Here is a 15,322-nt window from a genome sequence, read left to right on the forward strand (position 1 = left end):
TTACTTCTTTTTATTCTTAAATGTCCTAATTCCCCAAGCTACTTTATGGTGTCTATATAAAAGATCATATACAACCATTTCGTGTAGTCTGTTTTTGGATCTAAACATCCTATTCATAAGCATATGAGCATAACTACCTAAATACCCATTTATCTCTTCAGCACTTGCTACTTTTTTAAGTGTTTCAATTGTAGATTTACTTTGCTCACTTTTATAGGCCAACAATTCTAAAAGAGGTTCGTATTCAGGTTTATCTTCTACTTTAAAATCTATAAAGAAAGTTATTTTTTCGCGTTTTGCTCGAAATTTTTCATCTAATTGTTTCTTTAAAAATTTGTTCATTCCAAACTCCATCCCAAAACCTGTTTTTAATCGTTCCATAAACGCAAGTTTCTGATCGTCCGAATAGTCAAAATCTGACAACATGTTATCTAATGCTCTAATGGCAAAAAGCCATCGCAATTCTTCTCCCTCTTCTCCATCTACCAAGTCTAGAAAATTAACAATCATATCACTTTCATACGAAAATAATTGTTCCGCTATTTCGATATGTGCTTCTCCATATCGTTCGATTTCTCGATTATAAGTATCGATTTGAATTTTCCATATTAAATCTGCTTTCGCGAAAGCGTGTAATCGAGCATATACCGTTTTCATAATCGTCCCAATTGCATCTGTATCTTTATAATGAAAACGTACTCTAATATGGTGTTTCGGATCTGCATATCGTATAAAAAACCATTGATCTATACATCCTTTTTTGAAAAGCTCTTCGGTTATAGGCTTAATAGCTTCTGTGAGAACAATGTCAGAGGTCTTAGTTCCTGTGTATATCTTATAATACACCCACGAATCTCCTGGTATAAATGTACGTTGTGTATTAGGCATCTGACTGTTGTTTTAAAAGGGTTTCGTTGTAAAAAGAGATGATCACTTGATTTGTATATGATGCATCTGTTCCTGAAGCTATACTTTGCTCATTATGTAAAAATTCTTTGAGTATAAATCGAGGTCGTTTTTTTACTGTTGACAACAACATCTGTACACTTGTTACATTTTTTAAATTGATTAATAACTCATTATCATTGTCTTTGAGAAGTACATATTGAGGCAATTGTTTTTCTTTAATGAATAGTTCTAAATTGTCTTGAAAATTACCCATATTTTTTAAAGAATTTTGAAGTTCTTCTATGTCAGACTTTAAGATATTCCATGTTTTGGATGCTAGAACAACTCCTTTATATACCACTCTAGGTAAAAAAGGAAAATCCCCCTCAAAAGGTCCCCAATAAAAACCAACACCCCCGCGTTTATTTTGGCTTTGCATATTTGCTAAAAATTGATAAATAGGAAGTGCTCCGCTAGAATAATTATGAGCATTACTTAAGTGCGGGATTACTTCTTTATTATATTTTTTTGAGCGTAAAATAACGTGATCTCTTTTTACAGAAATCATCAAATCATCAATAGGTAATTGTGCATCTGTATTTAGTACAGACTTTGCTAAATATGGAATTTCATAATCTCTTAGAGCAGGTCTCATTAGAATGTTTCCTACTCTTGATTCTGGAAGGTGCACAATTTCTGCTAGAATTTTATTTGGATTACAGCGCTCTTCTACCGCTATGATTTCTTTCACATAGTTATGAATCTCTGGATCGCTATGACAAAATCTTCCTAATAAATTTGCGGCACTAGAACCTCCTGCATTAGACATTATAATATGCTCTTCTCCCGCTATCGTAATGACCTCTACCATAGCAGATATCGTATCTGGCAGGTCGGTCCATTTTTCTTCAAATTTATCAAAATCGGCATCTTGCAACGTAACCACTTGTTCATTTTTGCGAAGACAACTTAATAGCTTTTCATGCAAAATAGAATGTATTGTATTCCATTTTACTTCTTTAGTTGTAATTTTTGAAGATCTCCCTGGAAGCATAATATCATCTACTAATGCGCTTACATCTCCAGAGTCTTTATTTTGAAGAAATCCAACACCTAACTCTACATCTAATGCTTGAGACAAAGGCACTTCTCTATCTTCATATCGTTCATAAAATGCTTTTCTAAACTGTGATAATAAGGTTTCACTAGGCGCTTGTGATATTTTATTGAGCAGACGCATAGCACGCCTTATTTTATAGATTAATTGTTTGTTCAGAACATTCTTTTGAGGATGCAAAGACATATCTGTTTGAAATAAATATTTCAGTTCAAATCCAGTTTGAAGTGTTTCTAAGGATTCACTTATAGCAATATAATCTGTAGAAGGATTTCCTATTTTTGCATCTAATTTTTTAATTTTTTGTTGTGTATCCTCTAGTTTTTCTACTAGTTGTGAGGTACCCTTTAGTTTTTTTAATATTGGAATAATTTGATCTGTAAATTCTGGTCCAGACACAGAAGGCTCTAATTCACTCACTAACAACTGACTTCCTACTAACTCTTCTATAAATCCTGAAGCTACTTCTAGTGTAATCTCATCATCTACTAGGCATTGTGCTAATGTCTCCAATGTAGCTCCTGCACTAGCGGCATCTAGTACTTTTTGCAAGTACTCAGAATCCTGCACGCCAACAATATGGTGCATTCTCCTACTATTTTCATAGTGATACTCTACATAACGTAATTGTGCGCCTGCCTTATAGATACTTGTATTAGGATAAAAACGGAGTTGTTTTCTTATACTTTCGTCCTTTACTATATCTTGAGACAAAGCCACTAGATAATTCATATCTAATCGTGTATGCCTTTTATTTGCTACGGATTTCTTTAGAACAATATCAGTGCTTTCTCCAAAAGCGCCTACTGCAGTACCTGCAAACAGTCCGAAAGGTGTACATCTAGATGACATCCTACTTAAATATTTAAGTATGGAGTATGTCATACGCTCACTATCAACAGCATTTACTTGACCATCTAGCCATTTTTCAAAGGCAGTATATAAAGACGGAGAGGCTAAAAAAAGAGCTTCTTTTATATGACTTTCTTGGCAAATCTTTTTAAGATCATCTTGGGTTAAGATAGTATCTTTTGTAAGCTCAAGAAAAAAATTGAGAGGAAGTAAAGGTGTTCTTAAAACGTATTTGGAAAAATTGGTGTATTGCATTCTATAATGCGCTATTATTTTAAGTTAATTTTATTTTCAAAAAGTTAACAACCAATATACTAGAATATATTCATCTAAGCTAATTGTTTTACTAATTATACTGTACAAATTTAGTATTCGCATGCATGTATTTCATTTTTGATGCTATGCATACTTTAATTCTATTTTTTTCAAAAAAATCAATGAAGTTACACTTACAAAAATGTACTGAGAAAACTTTTTAAAATTACAACCATAAATAAATACTTTGCAGCGATTTTTTAAGTAATTTATGATAAAGTTTTCCTTTTTATTTTATAACGAATTGATAGTAAACAAATAAAAAATAGTGCACCCTAGGTAAAATCTTGACTCCTAAAATCATTTTAAGGGTAAGGTATTAGAACAAAGCCACCTTGTATATAGATGGCTTTGTAATTTTGTTACACGTGTTTATTAAAAACATTCTCTTCCTGGAGGAGGACAACTATTAAAAGCATCTTGTGTAGTACAACAGTGTGTACCTCCACCTTTTATTTTATCTAATTCTAAATTGCTAATTACTTCTTTGTTTAATGTTAACCCTTTTAATGAATTTTTCATAATTATATTTTGTTACTTAAAATACCTACTCTAGTAAAAGGTTTTCGGTTTCCCCTTGTCAAAATCGGCTGTTAACAATGTTTTGATTTTGACACTAAAGTAGCCTAGTGAAGATGGCAAAAAAAGGGACCTATCGGTATTTTAGACAAAATACCGCATAAAAAAAGCGCTGATTTACAGCGCTTCTCACTCTCGACAATTCTATTACTGAAAGATTGAATACGTACAGCCCATTTCTCTAGATAATTCTGGATCTGCATTATGATCTGGATCCGTAGGGTCACTACTACCTCCTTGTATTTTCATTAATTCATTCGTGTTAATCCTAGCTATTGTAAGTCTTTTAAGGCTTAGTGTTTTAAACTCTTTTTTCATTATACTAATTATTTTATCTACTCCTACTCTTTTAAGGTTTTTCAGAATCCCCCTATAAAATTGAATTAGAAATATACCTTAAGCAATGTTTTCTTCACAATGAAATATCCGTATTTTGTCTAAAATACGGCAAGGCTTTTACCTCTTAAGCTCCAGTATTCTTTAGGGTTTCGATATTTTTAATATAATACGATGGATTAATCCCTGTTTTAGATTTAAAGTGCTTTACAAATGATTTATCACTTTTATATCCTACTTCTAAAGCGACAGATGCTATAGAAAAAGATCGAAATCTTTTATCATTTTTTAATTTTGTCAATGCATATTCTATTCTTAAATCATTTATATATCCGTTAAAGTTTTTACCCTTATGAATATTTATTATTTTGGACAAATACGTGGCATTGGTTTTTGTTTTTTTAGCTATCGTTCTAAGATTACAATCTGGTCTTAAGAAGTATTCTTGTTTTTCCAATTTAGAAAGCCCTTTTAGAATAGTAGCTACTTTATCATCATCAATAGCAATCTCTGCTGCTATTTTCTTAGTCTTTTGTTTTTCTTGTTGTTGTTTTGATTCAAGCTGGTCTATCTGACTGATTAAATCATTAAATAGTTTTTTATTTTTTTTCTGTTTTAGCCAAAAAACAGAACCAACTATTAATAGTAAAGAGAGAACAGCAAACAGTCCTAATTGGGCATATCTTTTATTTCTTTTCTCTATAGCGATACGTTCATTTGCTGCATCTTCTTCTTTTTCAAAAACCCTATTTCTGGTTATAACTTCACTTTTTTTGTATGCTTCATTAAGCTTCATATAAATTTCATGGTATGACCACGCTATTTTATCTTCTCCCATTTCTCTGTGACATTCCATAAGTAAATAGTATGACTGGATAATAGGTAACTTATTGGTATCTTCTTCATTTATAGCATTTATTGTCTTATCTAAATACTGAATCGCCTCTACATACAATCCTTTATCATACTTATGTTTTGCTAAAAAATAGTAGACCCTCACAATTTGATGAAAATCATTTTCTAATGTATGCTGTTCAATTAGATTTTTTGCTTTACTTAAAAAAGTTTGAGAGACATCTTTATCTCCTTCATAATAATGGGCTATCCCTTTTTTGATATACAAATCTGTAAGTCCTTTTGTATAGTTTATAGATTCTGCGACCTCAATTCCTCTATCGGCATATTGTAAGACTTTATGATATTGTTCTGCTCCTAAAAAAACATCATTAATCGTGGTGAGCATTTGCACGTAATTTTTAGTATTCCGATCTGAAGATTCTTCTAGTGACGCTAATAACACATCAGACATTTCAAGTGCTTTTCCTAATTGATCATCCATCTGTGATAGCAGGCTTATATAACTAGAGGTTGCTATATTTTTTAATTTTACATACGAATGTTTCTCTGCTATATCTATTGCTGCGGCATAAAAATTGACGGCTTGTTCATTTTTACCATCAAGCATATATGATTTTGCTTTAAGAATAGAGATAACACAAATTCTTCTTTGATCGTTATTCTCTTTTCCTAGATCTAGTGCTAAATCTAAATATTGATGTGCTTTTCCATAATTTTCTTCTTTAGAAAAACGCCGTCCTAACTCTTGATACTCTACTCCTGTAGGATCTTTTGCGCGTTTCACAACAACTTTTTCAAATAAAGAGGCTTCTCCTTTTTTAGAATCTTTTAGTCGTTGAACAAATTCTTTTGTTGAGATTTTTAATAAATCCTCAGGTATTTGATGAATTGGCTCTTGTGCATGGAGATAATTTACGAAGCACATGAAAAAAAATATTGTAATTAGTATATACTGGGAGGTGTTTTTCTTTGAAATAAAAGTCATTAATGTATTGAATAAGAATATGTTTTCAAATGTAACTATTCTTACAACTAACTACTTAGTTAAATTATTATAATTAACATCTATTTATGTATGAATAAACTATATACGCTTTCGCGAAAGCGTATAAAAAAACCATCTATAATAAATAGATGGCTCTTAAAGGGTCTAAACTATTATCCTATTCCGTCATAATTGCAATCATATCCACAACTACTGGCAGATGAATTAATAACAATATCTACACAATATTCATTTGCTTCGGCAGACGCACCTTCCCCGCTTGCCATTGTAATTAAAACACCCATAAGCTGGCCATCTACTGTTATATTACAATCTTGTCCACCTCCAGCAATTAATTTTTGTTCTCTTTTATTTAAGATTTTGATTCCTTTTACATTTAAAATATCGTTTAACATAACTTACTTTTTATCATTTATACAATTCTTGAATTATTTAATGACACTCAAGTTTTATGTCAGAAAACAGTAACAAATACCCTTATCATTTTGGAAAACGTAACTATCTTTTTGAAAAAGCCCACTTTCTACCTTTCGGAGAAAATGGACTTCATCAATTAATAATCAATAAACTCAATTATTAATTACAAGCTACTAACCATGTTATTAGATAATCCTTTACAGGTTCTAATGATGGATTCATATTACCTCCATGAATTGACGTAAGGTCATCAGTTTGGATCTTTGAGATGGTCATCTTTTTTAAATCAATAGATTTTTGTTGTTTTTTCATTCTTGTTTTTTAGGATTAGCAATTCAGTATAGTTTCCAAAACATCACTCATACTAGGCCCCGTTTGATTACTTATAATTGTATATGTATCTGGTTGATCACATACACTTGATGTAGGGTGATTCCCTCCTATAATATTTTCTAAATTTTTAACGTTTAAAGACGCAATTGTAGTTTTTGAAATGCTTAGGGTTGTGAATTTTGTTTTTTTCATGTTGATATTTTTTAAAATGAGAAATTATTATACTAATTGATCACTCCAAATATTTACTATTTATGGAGAAACAGCAAGGAAAGCTTATCGATATTCATGAATATGAAGTCGAAATTCGCGAAATTTAAGCACTTAAAAATCAACACATTCCAGCAATAACAAAATAAAATATTATATACTTTATTATAAAATGAGTATTTTTCAAAAAAACTGCTAATTATACATTAATACGTATATGAAAATCATTCTAAAACGATTTTACATTTTTATAGTCTTTTATATTACATGTACATCTAGCACTATATATTCCCAAAATGAGAATCTATATACTATTCCAGATTCATTAGTAAATAAAAGTGATGATTATTTTATAAAACAGGCAGAAAAATATTATCAAGACACAACTAAAATAAGAATTTACTATTCCTCATTATTAACTAGAGCTACATTAGCAAATGATTCTATTAAAAGAATACAAGCTTTGGCTTACTTAGCTTATTTTCAAAAAGAAAAAAAGAAAAAAATACAACTTATAGAAACAGCTATATCTGAAATTAATGACAAACAGAATATTGAACTAATAACGGTATACAATACAGCTGGGATTATTTATCATAATCAATATTTATATAAAAATGCCATAAACTTATATTTAAAAGAATTAGAACTTTCAGAAAAATACAATTCTCAAAAAACTAAGCATGTAGCCTTGAATAATATTGCTGAAATTAAAAATGAAATTGGCAAATATAATGATGCACTTGATCTGTATAAACAAAATTTAGCATACAAGAATTCAAGAGTACGTAAAGATTCTGCCTCTATAATGATTGCTAAATTTAATATAGCAGAATCATTTCGCTATTTAAAAAAATATGATTCTTCAACTTATTATTATAATCAAATTATAGACGAGCCTTTTAATGACACATATTATCACATGTATAAAAACATGCTACATGTTAATGAAGGAATTAATTTATTTAATCAAAATAAGTATACAAAAGCAAAAAAATTAATCATCGATGGTTCTTTCAAAATGGAACTAAATACTATTAATCAAAAATACTATATACTATCTAAATTTTATTTAGGGAAAATAAATTCAATACTAACCAAAGATGAGATAGTAACAGAAAAATATTTCCACACTGTAGATTCCTTACTAACTGCAACAAATAGTATTATTCCAGAAACAAGACAAGTATATGAGTATTTCTTAAAAAAACACAAGAATCAAGGTGAATTACATTCCCAATTGCAAATGATTGATAAGATTGTTTATTTTGACAGCATTGTTAATGCTCGAAAAATAAATACTACTGACATACTTCACTCGGAATTTGACATTCCTCAATTGATAAAAGATAGGGAAATTATTATCGAAGAATTAAAAGATACAAATTCAATACTTAGCAATAGATCTATCCTCCTTGTGTTATCAATTTTTGTATTAGCCTTTTTATTCGTTTTTCAATACAGAAAACATAAAATATATAAAAAACGATTTAATGAATTGGTAGCAAACCCTATTCCAATCAATAAAAAGATATCTACACATACTACAGAAGAAAATAAAAAGCCTGAAGAATTAAATATTGATGAAAAATTAGTGTCAAAAATTTTAAAGCAATTAGAACACTTTGAAAAAAACAACTTATTTACAAAAAGAGATATTACGATTAATTCTTTAGCAAAATCATTTTCTACAAATACACGATATCTATCTAAAGTAATTAACTTTTATAAAGAAAAAAAGTTTATTCATTATATAAATGATTTAAGAATAGAGTATATCCTTGAAGAATTAAAAACCAATACCATTTTACAACGTTATACTATTAAAAGTATTAGTGAGGAAGCAGGATTTAATACTGCCGAATCTTTTGCAACGGCTTTTAAAAAGAAAACTGGGCTTAAACCTTCATATTTTATAAGAAATATTAAAAAAAGAGAAAATATTTAGTCGAAATTTGCGAATTTAAGGTAAATCGTGTCGCAATTTCATTTGAAAACTCGTTTAAAATAATAGATTTGGAACATCAATTAATAATAAATAATTTCATGAAAAAACAAGAAAAAAAACTAGAGCTTAAAAGGTTAAAAATCTCAAAAATCAATGATATTTCTAAAGTATACGGAGGTGGGTTTACATTAGGGCTATGTCTTCCAGAATCACAGCCTCCTAGGTTATGCCAACAGTCCAATCACGATTGTTAATTTTAATAAATTTATGTCTAGTCCTAACTAATCGATACAGATTATTAACGGATTAAATTTATTAATTAAAGCTGAACAATGATATCATTGTTCAGCTTTTTTGATTTATGGACTTGCTATCTTAGATTGGACGTTAAGTTGAGTTACTATCCTGCTTGATTTTAACTTAGAGAATTATGAGACAAAAATCACGTCATTTCACGTTAGAGTTTAAACAGAAAGCAGTAGAGTTAAGTTATTTGAAAGCAGATGTAAAATTAGTTGGACAAGAATTAGATATATCTCCTTCGATCATCTATCGCTGGCGTAAGGAATTAAAAGATTATGGTAATAACAGTTTTCTAGGCAGAGGGACTCCCAAAATGACTGATGAACAAAAAGAAATAGCTAGACTCAAACGTGAATTAAAAGATTCAAAGCTAGAATGTGATATCTTAAAAAAGGCGGTGAGCATCTTCTCCAGGAGCGACAGGGAAAATATAGATTTATAAAGCATCATAAAATGCGATTTCCCGTTGAGAAGATGTGTGCTATATTAGGTATTAGTAAAAGTAGTTATTATCATTGGTTAAACACAGGGTCTTGTAGTCGTTGGTTAGAGAATCAAAGATTAGTAGATAAGATCAGAACTATATTCAAGGATAGTTTTGGCAGTTATGGATCACCTAGGATAAAAGAGGAATTAAATGTTTTAGGATATAAAGTATCCAGACCTAGAGTTGCTCGTATTATGAAAGCACTTTCCATGTATGCAAGGAGAAAACGTAGTTTTAAAATAACTACAGATAGCAATCATAAATATCCTATTGCACCTAATTTATTACAACAGAATTTTGATGTAGAAAGAATACATCAAGTTTGGGTATCTGATATTACTTATATTCAAACAGAACAAGGTTGGAGTTACTTAACAGTAATTATTGATCTATTTAATAGAAAAGTAATGGGATGGTCTATTAGTGATAATTTGACTACTCAAGACACTGTAAACAAAGCTTGGAATATGGCAATACGCAAAATAGCCCTTACTAAACCACTTATATTTCATTCTGACAGAGGTGTACAGTATGCTAGTAGTAGTTTTACTAATCTGATAAAAAATACAATGGACTGATAAAACAATCGATGAGCAGAAAAGGGAATTGTTGGGATAATGCAGTAGCTGAATCATTCTTTAAATCTTTAAAAGTAGATTGGATATATAAACACAAATACTCCAAAAGATCTGAAGCAGAATTATCCGTATTCCAATGGATAGAAACTTGGTATAACAAGAGAAGAAGACACTCCTATTTACGGTATAAAACTATTAATGAATTTGAATTAAATATGTATAACAACAATCAGGCAGCATAGTCATTCAACTTAAAGTCTAAAATTTTGTTGCATATCCATTGTTAATGTTTTAATTTTAAAACAATTAAATTTAAATTACTATGAAAAATTCAAAAAAATTAGCACTTAAAAAATTAACTATCTCAAGGTTGAACAACATGGAAACTATAAATGGAGGTGGTAATCTTCCTACTAAAAAAACACTTACAGCCGGGACTTTTTTTGAATGCCCTACTGTTTTAGATTGCCCAACAGATTGATTATTAACCTTAGATAATTTTTCAAGATTTATAAAAACAAATCTTATATATAATTTGTTACATTAATTAATAAAGTCTTTCTGAATTCAGAAAGACTTTATTGTATCTACTATTTTACACTTTTGCGAATATTTATATAAAATCACTCTATTATTAAACATTGATTCCAATCTATTTTTTCAGGATTGAAATAGGATAAAAATAGCGAGGTCCTATACTTATAAACTCGTACAAAAACATAGAATCCGCTTTTAGATAAAAATTTGAAACATGATTTCAACAATAAATGAAAGTAACATAGAATTGTGAAACTGATGATACTTTTGTTACTAAAAAACACTTACGCATGGGTCATTATTCAAAAAACACTTGATATGCTATTTCTTCAGCACATCGTTTTGACAACAAAATGTTAGTTTCACAAAACAATTTTCAGATAATCATTCTATTACGTTTTGAATTCTAACCACATTAGATATAAAAATATAAATATTTGATTTTCAACATCTAATATGTATTAAATTTCGCGAATTTCGACTTTATATTCTCGAATTTCGAGCATCTTCTCTTGTTACTGAGTCAAAAAAAAACAACTTTTGAACCGTTCAATTGAAACGACTAGTCAATTACATTTTTAAAAGAACAAACGAGTTAAATGCCGAAAATCGAAAAGAGTACGCAAAAATCAATTAAATAATTAAATACAATGAAAAAATCAATTAATTACCCATTTAATAAAGTTCTAATGTTCTTATTTGTTTCTCTTTTATTTCTAGCTTCTTGTAGTGAAGATGAAAATGAGGATATCAATCAATCACAAGAGTATACTGTTGAGTTTAATGGTAAATCTTATACAGAAGATGAATTACAGAATGAAGCTAAAAATATTACAGATCAAGATATTTCAAGAATGTTGAGTAATCATTTTGGAATTACAGAGGTTAACAAATTAGAAAATAATAATAATAATAGATTACAACTGAATGGTGATTATTCAGTAACTGAATATGTATTTGGAGATTCTAATAAAAGAATATACCTAGCTCAAAACTCAAATCAAAAAGATGAGTATAGAGTTATTCAAGGTAATTTTATTAATTCAACATTAGATATTTATTCTGATAAGACCGTAGATTATGCCTCTATTAAACAAAACTCTCAAAGATTTGGAAATCCTAGTATTGACGGTCCTGATGGAGCAGTTCTTGACGGTCCTGGCGACGGAGATACAATAGACGGTCCAGGTAACGGAGATATTATTAATCCTGGGGGTGCAGAAGAGACTATAACAAGTGATGGATGGTGTCAACAAGAAGGAAATGAAACACCTAGTCAATGTGAAGACAGAGAATATGATGAATTTGTTGATGATTGCATAGCATGCTGGATAGCATATCACACACATCCAGCTATTCCAATTCTAATCTCTGCAACATGTCTATGTTAGAAAACAATAAAACTTACTAATAAATCATAAATACAACTTTGATTTAAGTCGGTTATAAATAAAGGTTTTCTAAGATTAGAAAACCTTTATTTTCTATTTAATAGATCGTGTTTCTTATCTAGAATTTGATTTAATAATAAATAATTTCAAGAATGGAAAGTATATTAAAATACTCAAGATTTATTCCACTAGTTTTATTGTATGTGTACTTTTTCTTCATTCAAAATGAAGTACTGACATCTACTTTTAAATTAGGCATATTGACTTTAATCTTATTATTGTTTTTAAATATTTTCATGTATGTAAAGAATAATACTTCTACAAGTAAGTATTCTTCACTAATAGCATCAATTCTTACTTTTATATTTTTTACTGGATTATTATTACTTCTTGTAAATCTTTTTAAAAATTGGGATATATAACCTCTATTTTACAAATACGACACTGATAGAACTATCAATCACATAGCAAACTAAAGATCTGACATTTAACAGAGTATCAATGTACACACTGATATATTGCTACGGTAAAAGTTGATCGGAACTCACAGATAACAACAAAACCTGCTGTAGTTTAAAATTCACTTTAAGGACAATTAGAATTATTCATACTATTATGAACTCATACACTCATGTTTTTATTTATATCCTATTTTTTTTCATGTCCAATATGATTATGCATAAAAAAATAATTAATACCATTAACCATGTAGAAAATAAATCTGTCTTCAGCTTATTTAAAAAAACAACTGCAAATTCTGATATTTCTATTCTTACTGAAGAAGAAAAAAACACAATAGATTCGATTAGTATCAAAAATAAAAAGATGGAAATGCTTATTTATACTTTACTCATCATCAGTATAAGTATACTTATCATTTTAATTTACATTAATTCAAAACGAATACTCTACAAAAAGCGTTTTAAGGAGTTAATGAAAAAACAACATGTCCCATTCCAATCCTTAAAAAATATTATTGTTAAAAAATCTCCAGTTAAAGCTAAGCTGAATATTCCAAAAAATGTAATAACAGATATATTATGTGGTCTAGAAAAATTTGAAAAAAACAAAGAATTTCTTAACTCAAAAATATCGATTGCTAGTTTAGCCAAATCGATAGGAACCAACCCTAATTATTTATCCAAAGCAGTAAATCACTATAAAGAAATGTCATTTTCTCAATATATCAATACACTTAGAATAAAGTATTCTATAGATGCTTTAGAAAACAATACTGTTTACAGGAAATATACCTTAAAAGCAATTGCTGCTGAGTTTGGGTTTAATAATACAGAGTCCTTTTCTAAGGCATTTTATAAAGAAACAGGAACAAAACCTTCTTTTTTCATAAAAAACTTAGAAAAGTTAACTACTTAAAACAATCTCAACAAAACCACAATAATAAAAAACAAGAAATAATCATAATACTTTAATCATTGTATTCCCCTTGAGACAGCCCCTAACTCGGAGTACACTAATGAAGGTTTTTTTAATCTCAAAACTCCCATTTGCACCTATTTTACAGGCAGTAGCATTTTGAAGTCATGGATAATAACACCCTGAAATTTGTGTTATCTCTACAAATAATTAAAATAAAATTAAAGGTGGAAACCTTGATTCAAATAATCCCCTAAATCCTCCTGGATGTCTACAAACATCTGCTATTATAATAAGTAAAGGTTGTAATACAAATTAAAAATTAGAACGTATAAAAATGAAAAGAGTGAATTTATGACCATATAGATTCACTCTTTTTCGTTTTATATCTTTATACGCTTTCGCGAAAGCGTATACTAAATCACCCAATCATTAAGCACTGGTCCCACTCTGTTTTTTCTGGATTGAGGTATGATAATATCGCAAGTCCTATTCCTGCAATTCCTTCTAAAAGACTATTTTCCTTTTCGTAAGTAGGAGTATCTCCACCTCTCCATTTCATATATCCAGCAGATCCGTCTTTATGATGGTCTATAGTAAGTCCATAGTCCATCCAATAGTCTGTTGCTTCTTTAAATACTTCAACAGAAGTTTCTTTGTACATATAGTTAAAGATATGCATGACACCAAAAGCACCATGACACAACCCTCCATCTACAATACGAGCCTCTTTTATATCTCGACGTGTAGCAGCATGCTCTAAGAGTTGTATTGAAGTTTGTTTTATATCTTCATCTTGCAATACGTTTCCTGCTTTCCACAATGAAACCGCTACTCCCAAATCTCCATAGCACCATGCTAGCCTATTGCTTTGACTTTTTTCATCATCATTTGTGATCCAATCTGGAAAAAAAGACGCATCTGCTACTGGTTTTTTATAACTCATCATATGACTTAGTGCTTTATGAAGAAGTGGCAATGTATATTCTGAAAATACAGCATGATCTGAAAGTCTTGATAAAAAGTTTATAATACTTGACAATCCATGGGAGAGACTTAAATTACATCCTCTTAACCCTTCATCTCGTATTAAAAATGATTCCCAATACACTCCATTATCGCTACTTTTTGCTGTTTTATCAAGTTTAGAAATCATCTCTAACAACATTTTTTCATATCGTTTCTTGAGTTCTTCAGAACTTGTATTTTCAAACCTTTTTAGGAAATAGTATCCTATTCCGATAAGCCCATGCAAAAAGTCATAAAAATTTTCTTGTTCGTCAAGATTCATAATATGATGTAAATAATCATCTAACACACCTAGGAGAGCATCTGTGTCTACTTCTATAAATTCTAACTCATTAAGGAGTTCTATTGTCCATGCAGCTCCTGCAATTCCGCCACAAAACGTATGAAAATTATACCCTTCATTAATACTTCCTACAATAGAAGCTATGATTTCACTACCTGCATCTTCACTTATCTCATTAGGGTTATAAGCATTATAATAAAAATGATACAATGCAAGTCCAGAGCTTCCAGATAATACTCCTATATCAGGAGTGTCTAGCTTTCCATTAGTAATAAGTTCTTTATTTATTGCTTCTAATTTATCCTTTAACTTTTGCTCTCGCATGGCTTTATAATTTTTAATGAAATATACACATAAAAAAGCCATCTTAAAATATAAGATAGCTTTTAAAATATAATTATTGTCTCGTCCTGAAATATCGATACACTAAAACTTTAGTGTAATGAAAACATCAGTAAACACAGGAATTGTCAAACGC

The 15,322-nt window shown here is 29.6% G+C and carries 14 protein-coding genes and 1 pseudogene; 6 read left to right on the forward strand and 9 right to left on the reverse strand.

The features are described from left to right. From Q1A01_RS09515 to Q1A01_RS09550, 8 genes are all read right to left on the reverse strand, one after another. Positions 1–888 carry a thiopeptide-type bacteriocin biosynthesis protein gene (locus Q1A01_RS09515; RefSeq protein ID WP_299679489.1) on the reverse strand — a complete coding sequence of 296 codons (888 nt, stop codon included), beginning with the start codon at positions 886–888 and terminating at the stop codon, positions 1–3. Beyond that, complete coding sequence (locus Q1A01_RS09520; RefSeq protein WP_299679492.1) at positions 881–3,112, reverse strand: lantibiotic dehydratase family protein; 2,232 nt, start codon at positions 3,110–3,112, stop codon at positions 881–883. Before Q1A01_RS09520 ends, Q1A01_RS09515 begins: the two co-directional genes overlap by 8 nt. A gap of 435 nt (positions 3,113–3,547) precedes the next feature. Then, positions 3,548–3,694, reverse strand: a complete 147-nt coding sequence (locus tag Q1A01_RS09525) for a hypothetical protein (protein ID WP_299679495.1) — start codon at positions 3,692–3,694, stop codon at positions 3,548–3,550. Between the two features lie 204 nt (positions 3,695–3,898). Continuing rightward, entirely contained in the window at positions 3,899–4,069 is a 171-nt protein-coding gene (locus Q1A01_RS09530; protein WP_299679498.1) for a hypothetical protein, read from the reverse strand. Between the two features lie 145 nt (positions 4,070–4,214). After that, on the reverse strand, positions 4,215–5,870 hold the full coding sequence (locus tag Q1A01_RS09535; protein WP_299679501.1) for a helix-turn-helix domain-containing protein: 1,656 nt from the start codon (positions 5,868–5,870) through the stop codon (positions 4,215–4,217). Between the two features lie 233 nt (positions 5,871–6,103). Beyond that, the gene (locus tag Q1A01_RS09540) at positions 6,104–6,346 is read right to left on the reverse strand and encodes a hypothetical protein (RefSeq protein WP_299679504.1); all 243 of its coding nucleotides are present in this window, start codon (positions 6,344–6,346) and stop codon (positions 6,104–6,106) included. Positions 6,347–6,527: 181 nt separating this feature from the next. Next, a complete protein-coding gene (locus Q1A01_RS09545; RefSeq protein ID WP_299679507.1) occupies positions 6,528–6,680 on the reverse strand; it encodes a hypothetical protein in 153 nt (50 codons plus the stop codon). Between the two features lie 15 nt (positions 6,681–6,695). After that, positions 6,696–6,893 carry a class I lanthipeptide gene (locus Q1A01_RS09550; RefSeq protein ID WP_299679510.1) on the reverse strand — a complete coding sequence of 66 codons (198 nt, stop codon included), beginning with the start codon at positions 6,891–6,893 and terminating at the stop codon, positions 6,696–6,698. A 235-nt stretch (positions 6,894–7,128) separates the two neighbouring features. On the opposite strand from Q1A01_RS09550, the gene Q1A01_RS09555 reads away from it, so the two are divergent. From Q1A01_RS09555 to Q1A01_RS09580, 6 genes and pseudogenes are all read left to right on the forward strand, one after another. Beyond that, entirely contained in the window at positions 7,129–8,859 is a 1,731-nt protein-coding gene (locus Q1A01_RS09555; protein WP_299679513.1) for a helix-turn-helix domain-containing protein, read from the forward strand. Positions 8,860–8,957: 98 nt separating this feature from the next. Next, positions 8,958–9,113, forward strand: coding sequence for a hypothetical protein (locus Q1A01_RS09560; protein WP_299679516.1), 156 nt, complete (start codon positions 8,958–8,960; stop codon positions 9,111–9,113). A 176-nt stretch (positions 9,114–9,289) separates the two neighbouring features. Further along, positions 9,290–10,469 (forward strand): annotated as a pseudogene (locus Q1A01_RS09565) (IS3 family transposase). An 80-nt stretch (positions 10,470–10,549) separates the two neighbouring features. Continuing rightward, a complete protein-coding gene (locus Q1A01_RS09570; RefSeq protein ID WP_299679519.1) occupies positions 10,550–10,708 on the forward strand; it encodes a hypothetical protein in 159 nt (52 codons plus the stop codon). A gap of 706 nt (positions 10,709–11,414) precedes the next feature. Then, positions 11,415–12,155, forward strand: a complete 741-nt coding sequence (locus Q1A01_RS09575; RefSeq protein ID WP_299679522.1) for a hypothetical protein — start codon at positions 11,415–11,417, stop codon at positions 12,153–12,155. 675 nt (positions 12,156–12,830) lie between these two features. Continuing rightward, entirely contained in the window at positions 12,831–13,532 is a 702-nt protein-coding gene (locus Q1A01_RS09580) for a helix-turn-helix domain-containing protein (protein ID WP_299679525.1), read from the forward strand. Positions 13,533–13,953: 421 nt separating this feature from the next. On the opposite strand, the gene Q1A01_RS09585 is transcribed toward Q1A01_RS09580, so the two are convergent. After that, on the reverse strand, positions 13,954–15,168 hold the full coding sequence (locus tag Q1A01_RS09585) for a lanthionine synthetase C family protein (RefSeq protein ID WP_299679528.1): 1,215 nt from the start codon (positions 15,166–15,168) through the stop codon (positions 13,954–13,956). Positions 15,169–15,322 lie beyond the last annotated feature (154 nt).

The sequence above is a fragment of the uncultured Dokdonia sp. genome (assembly GCF_947492815.1).
Taxonomy (GTDB): domain Bacteria; phylum Bacteroidota; class Bacteroidia; order Flavobacteriales; family Flavobacteriaceae; genus Dokdonia.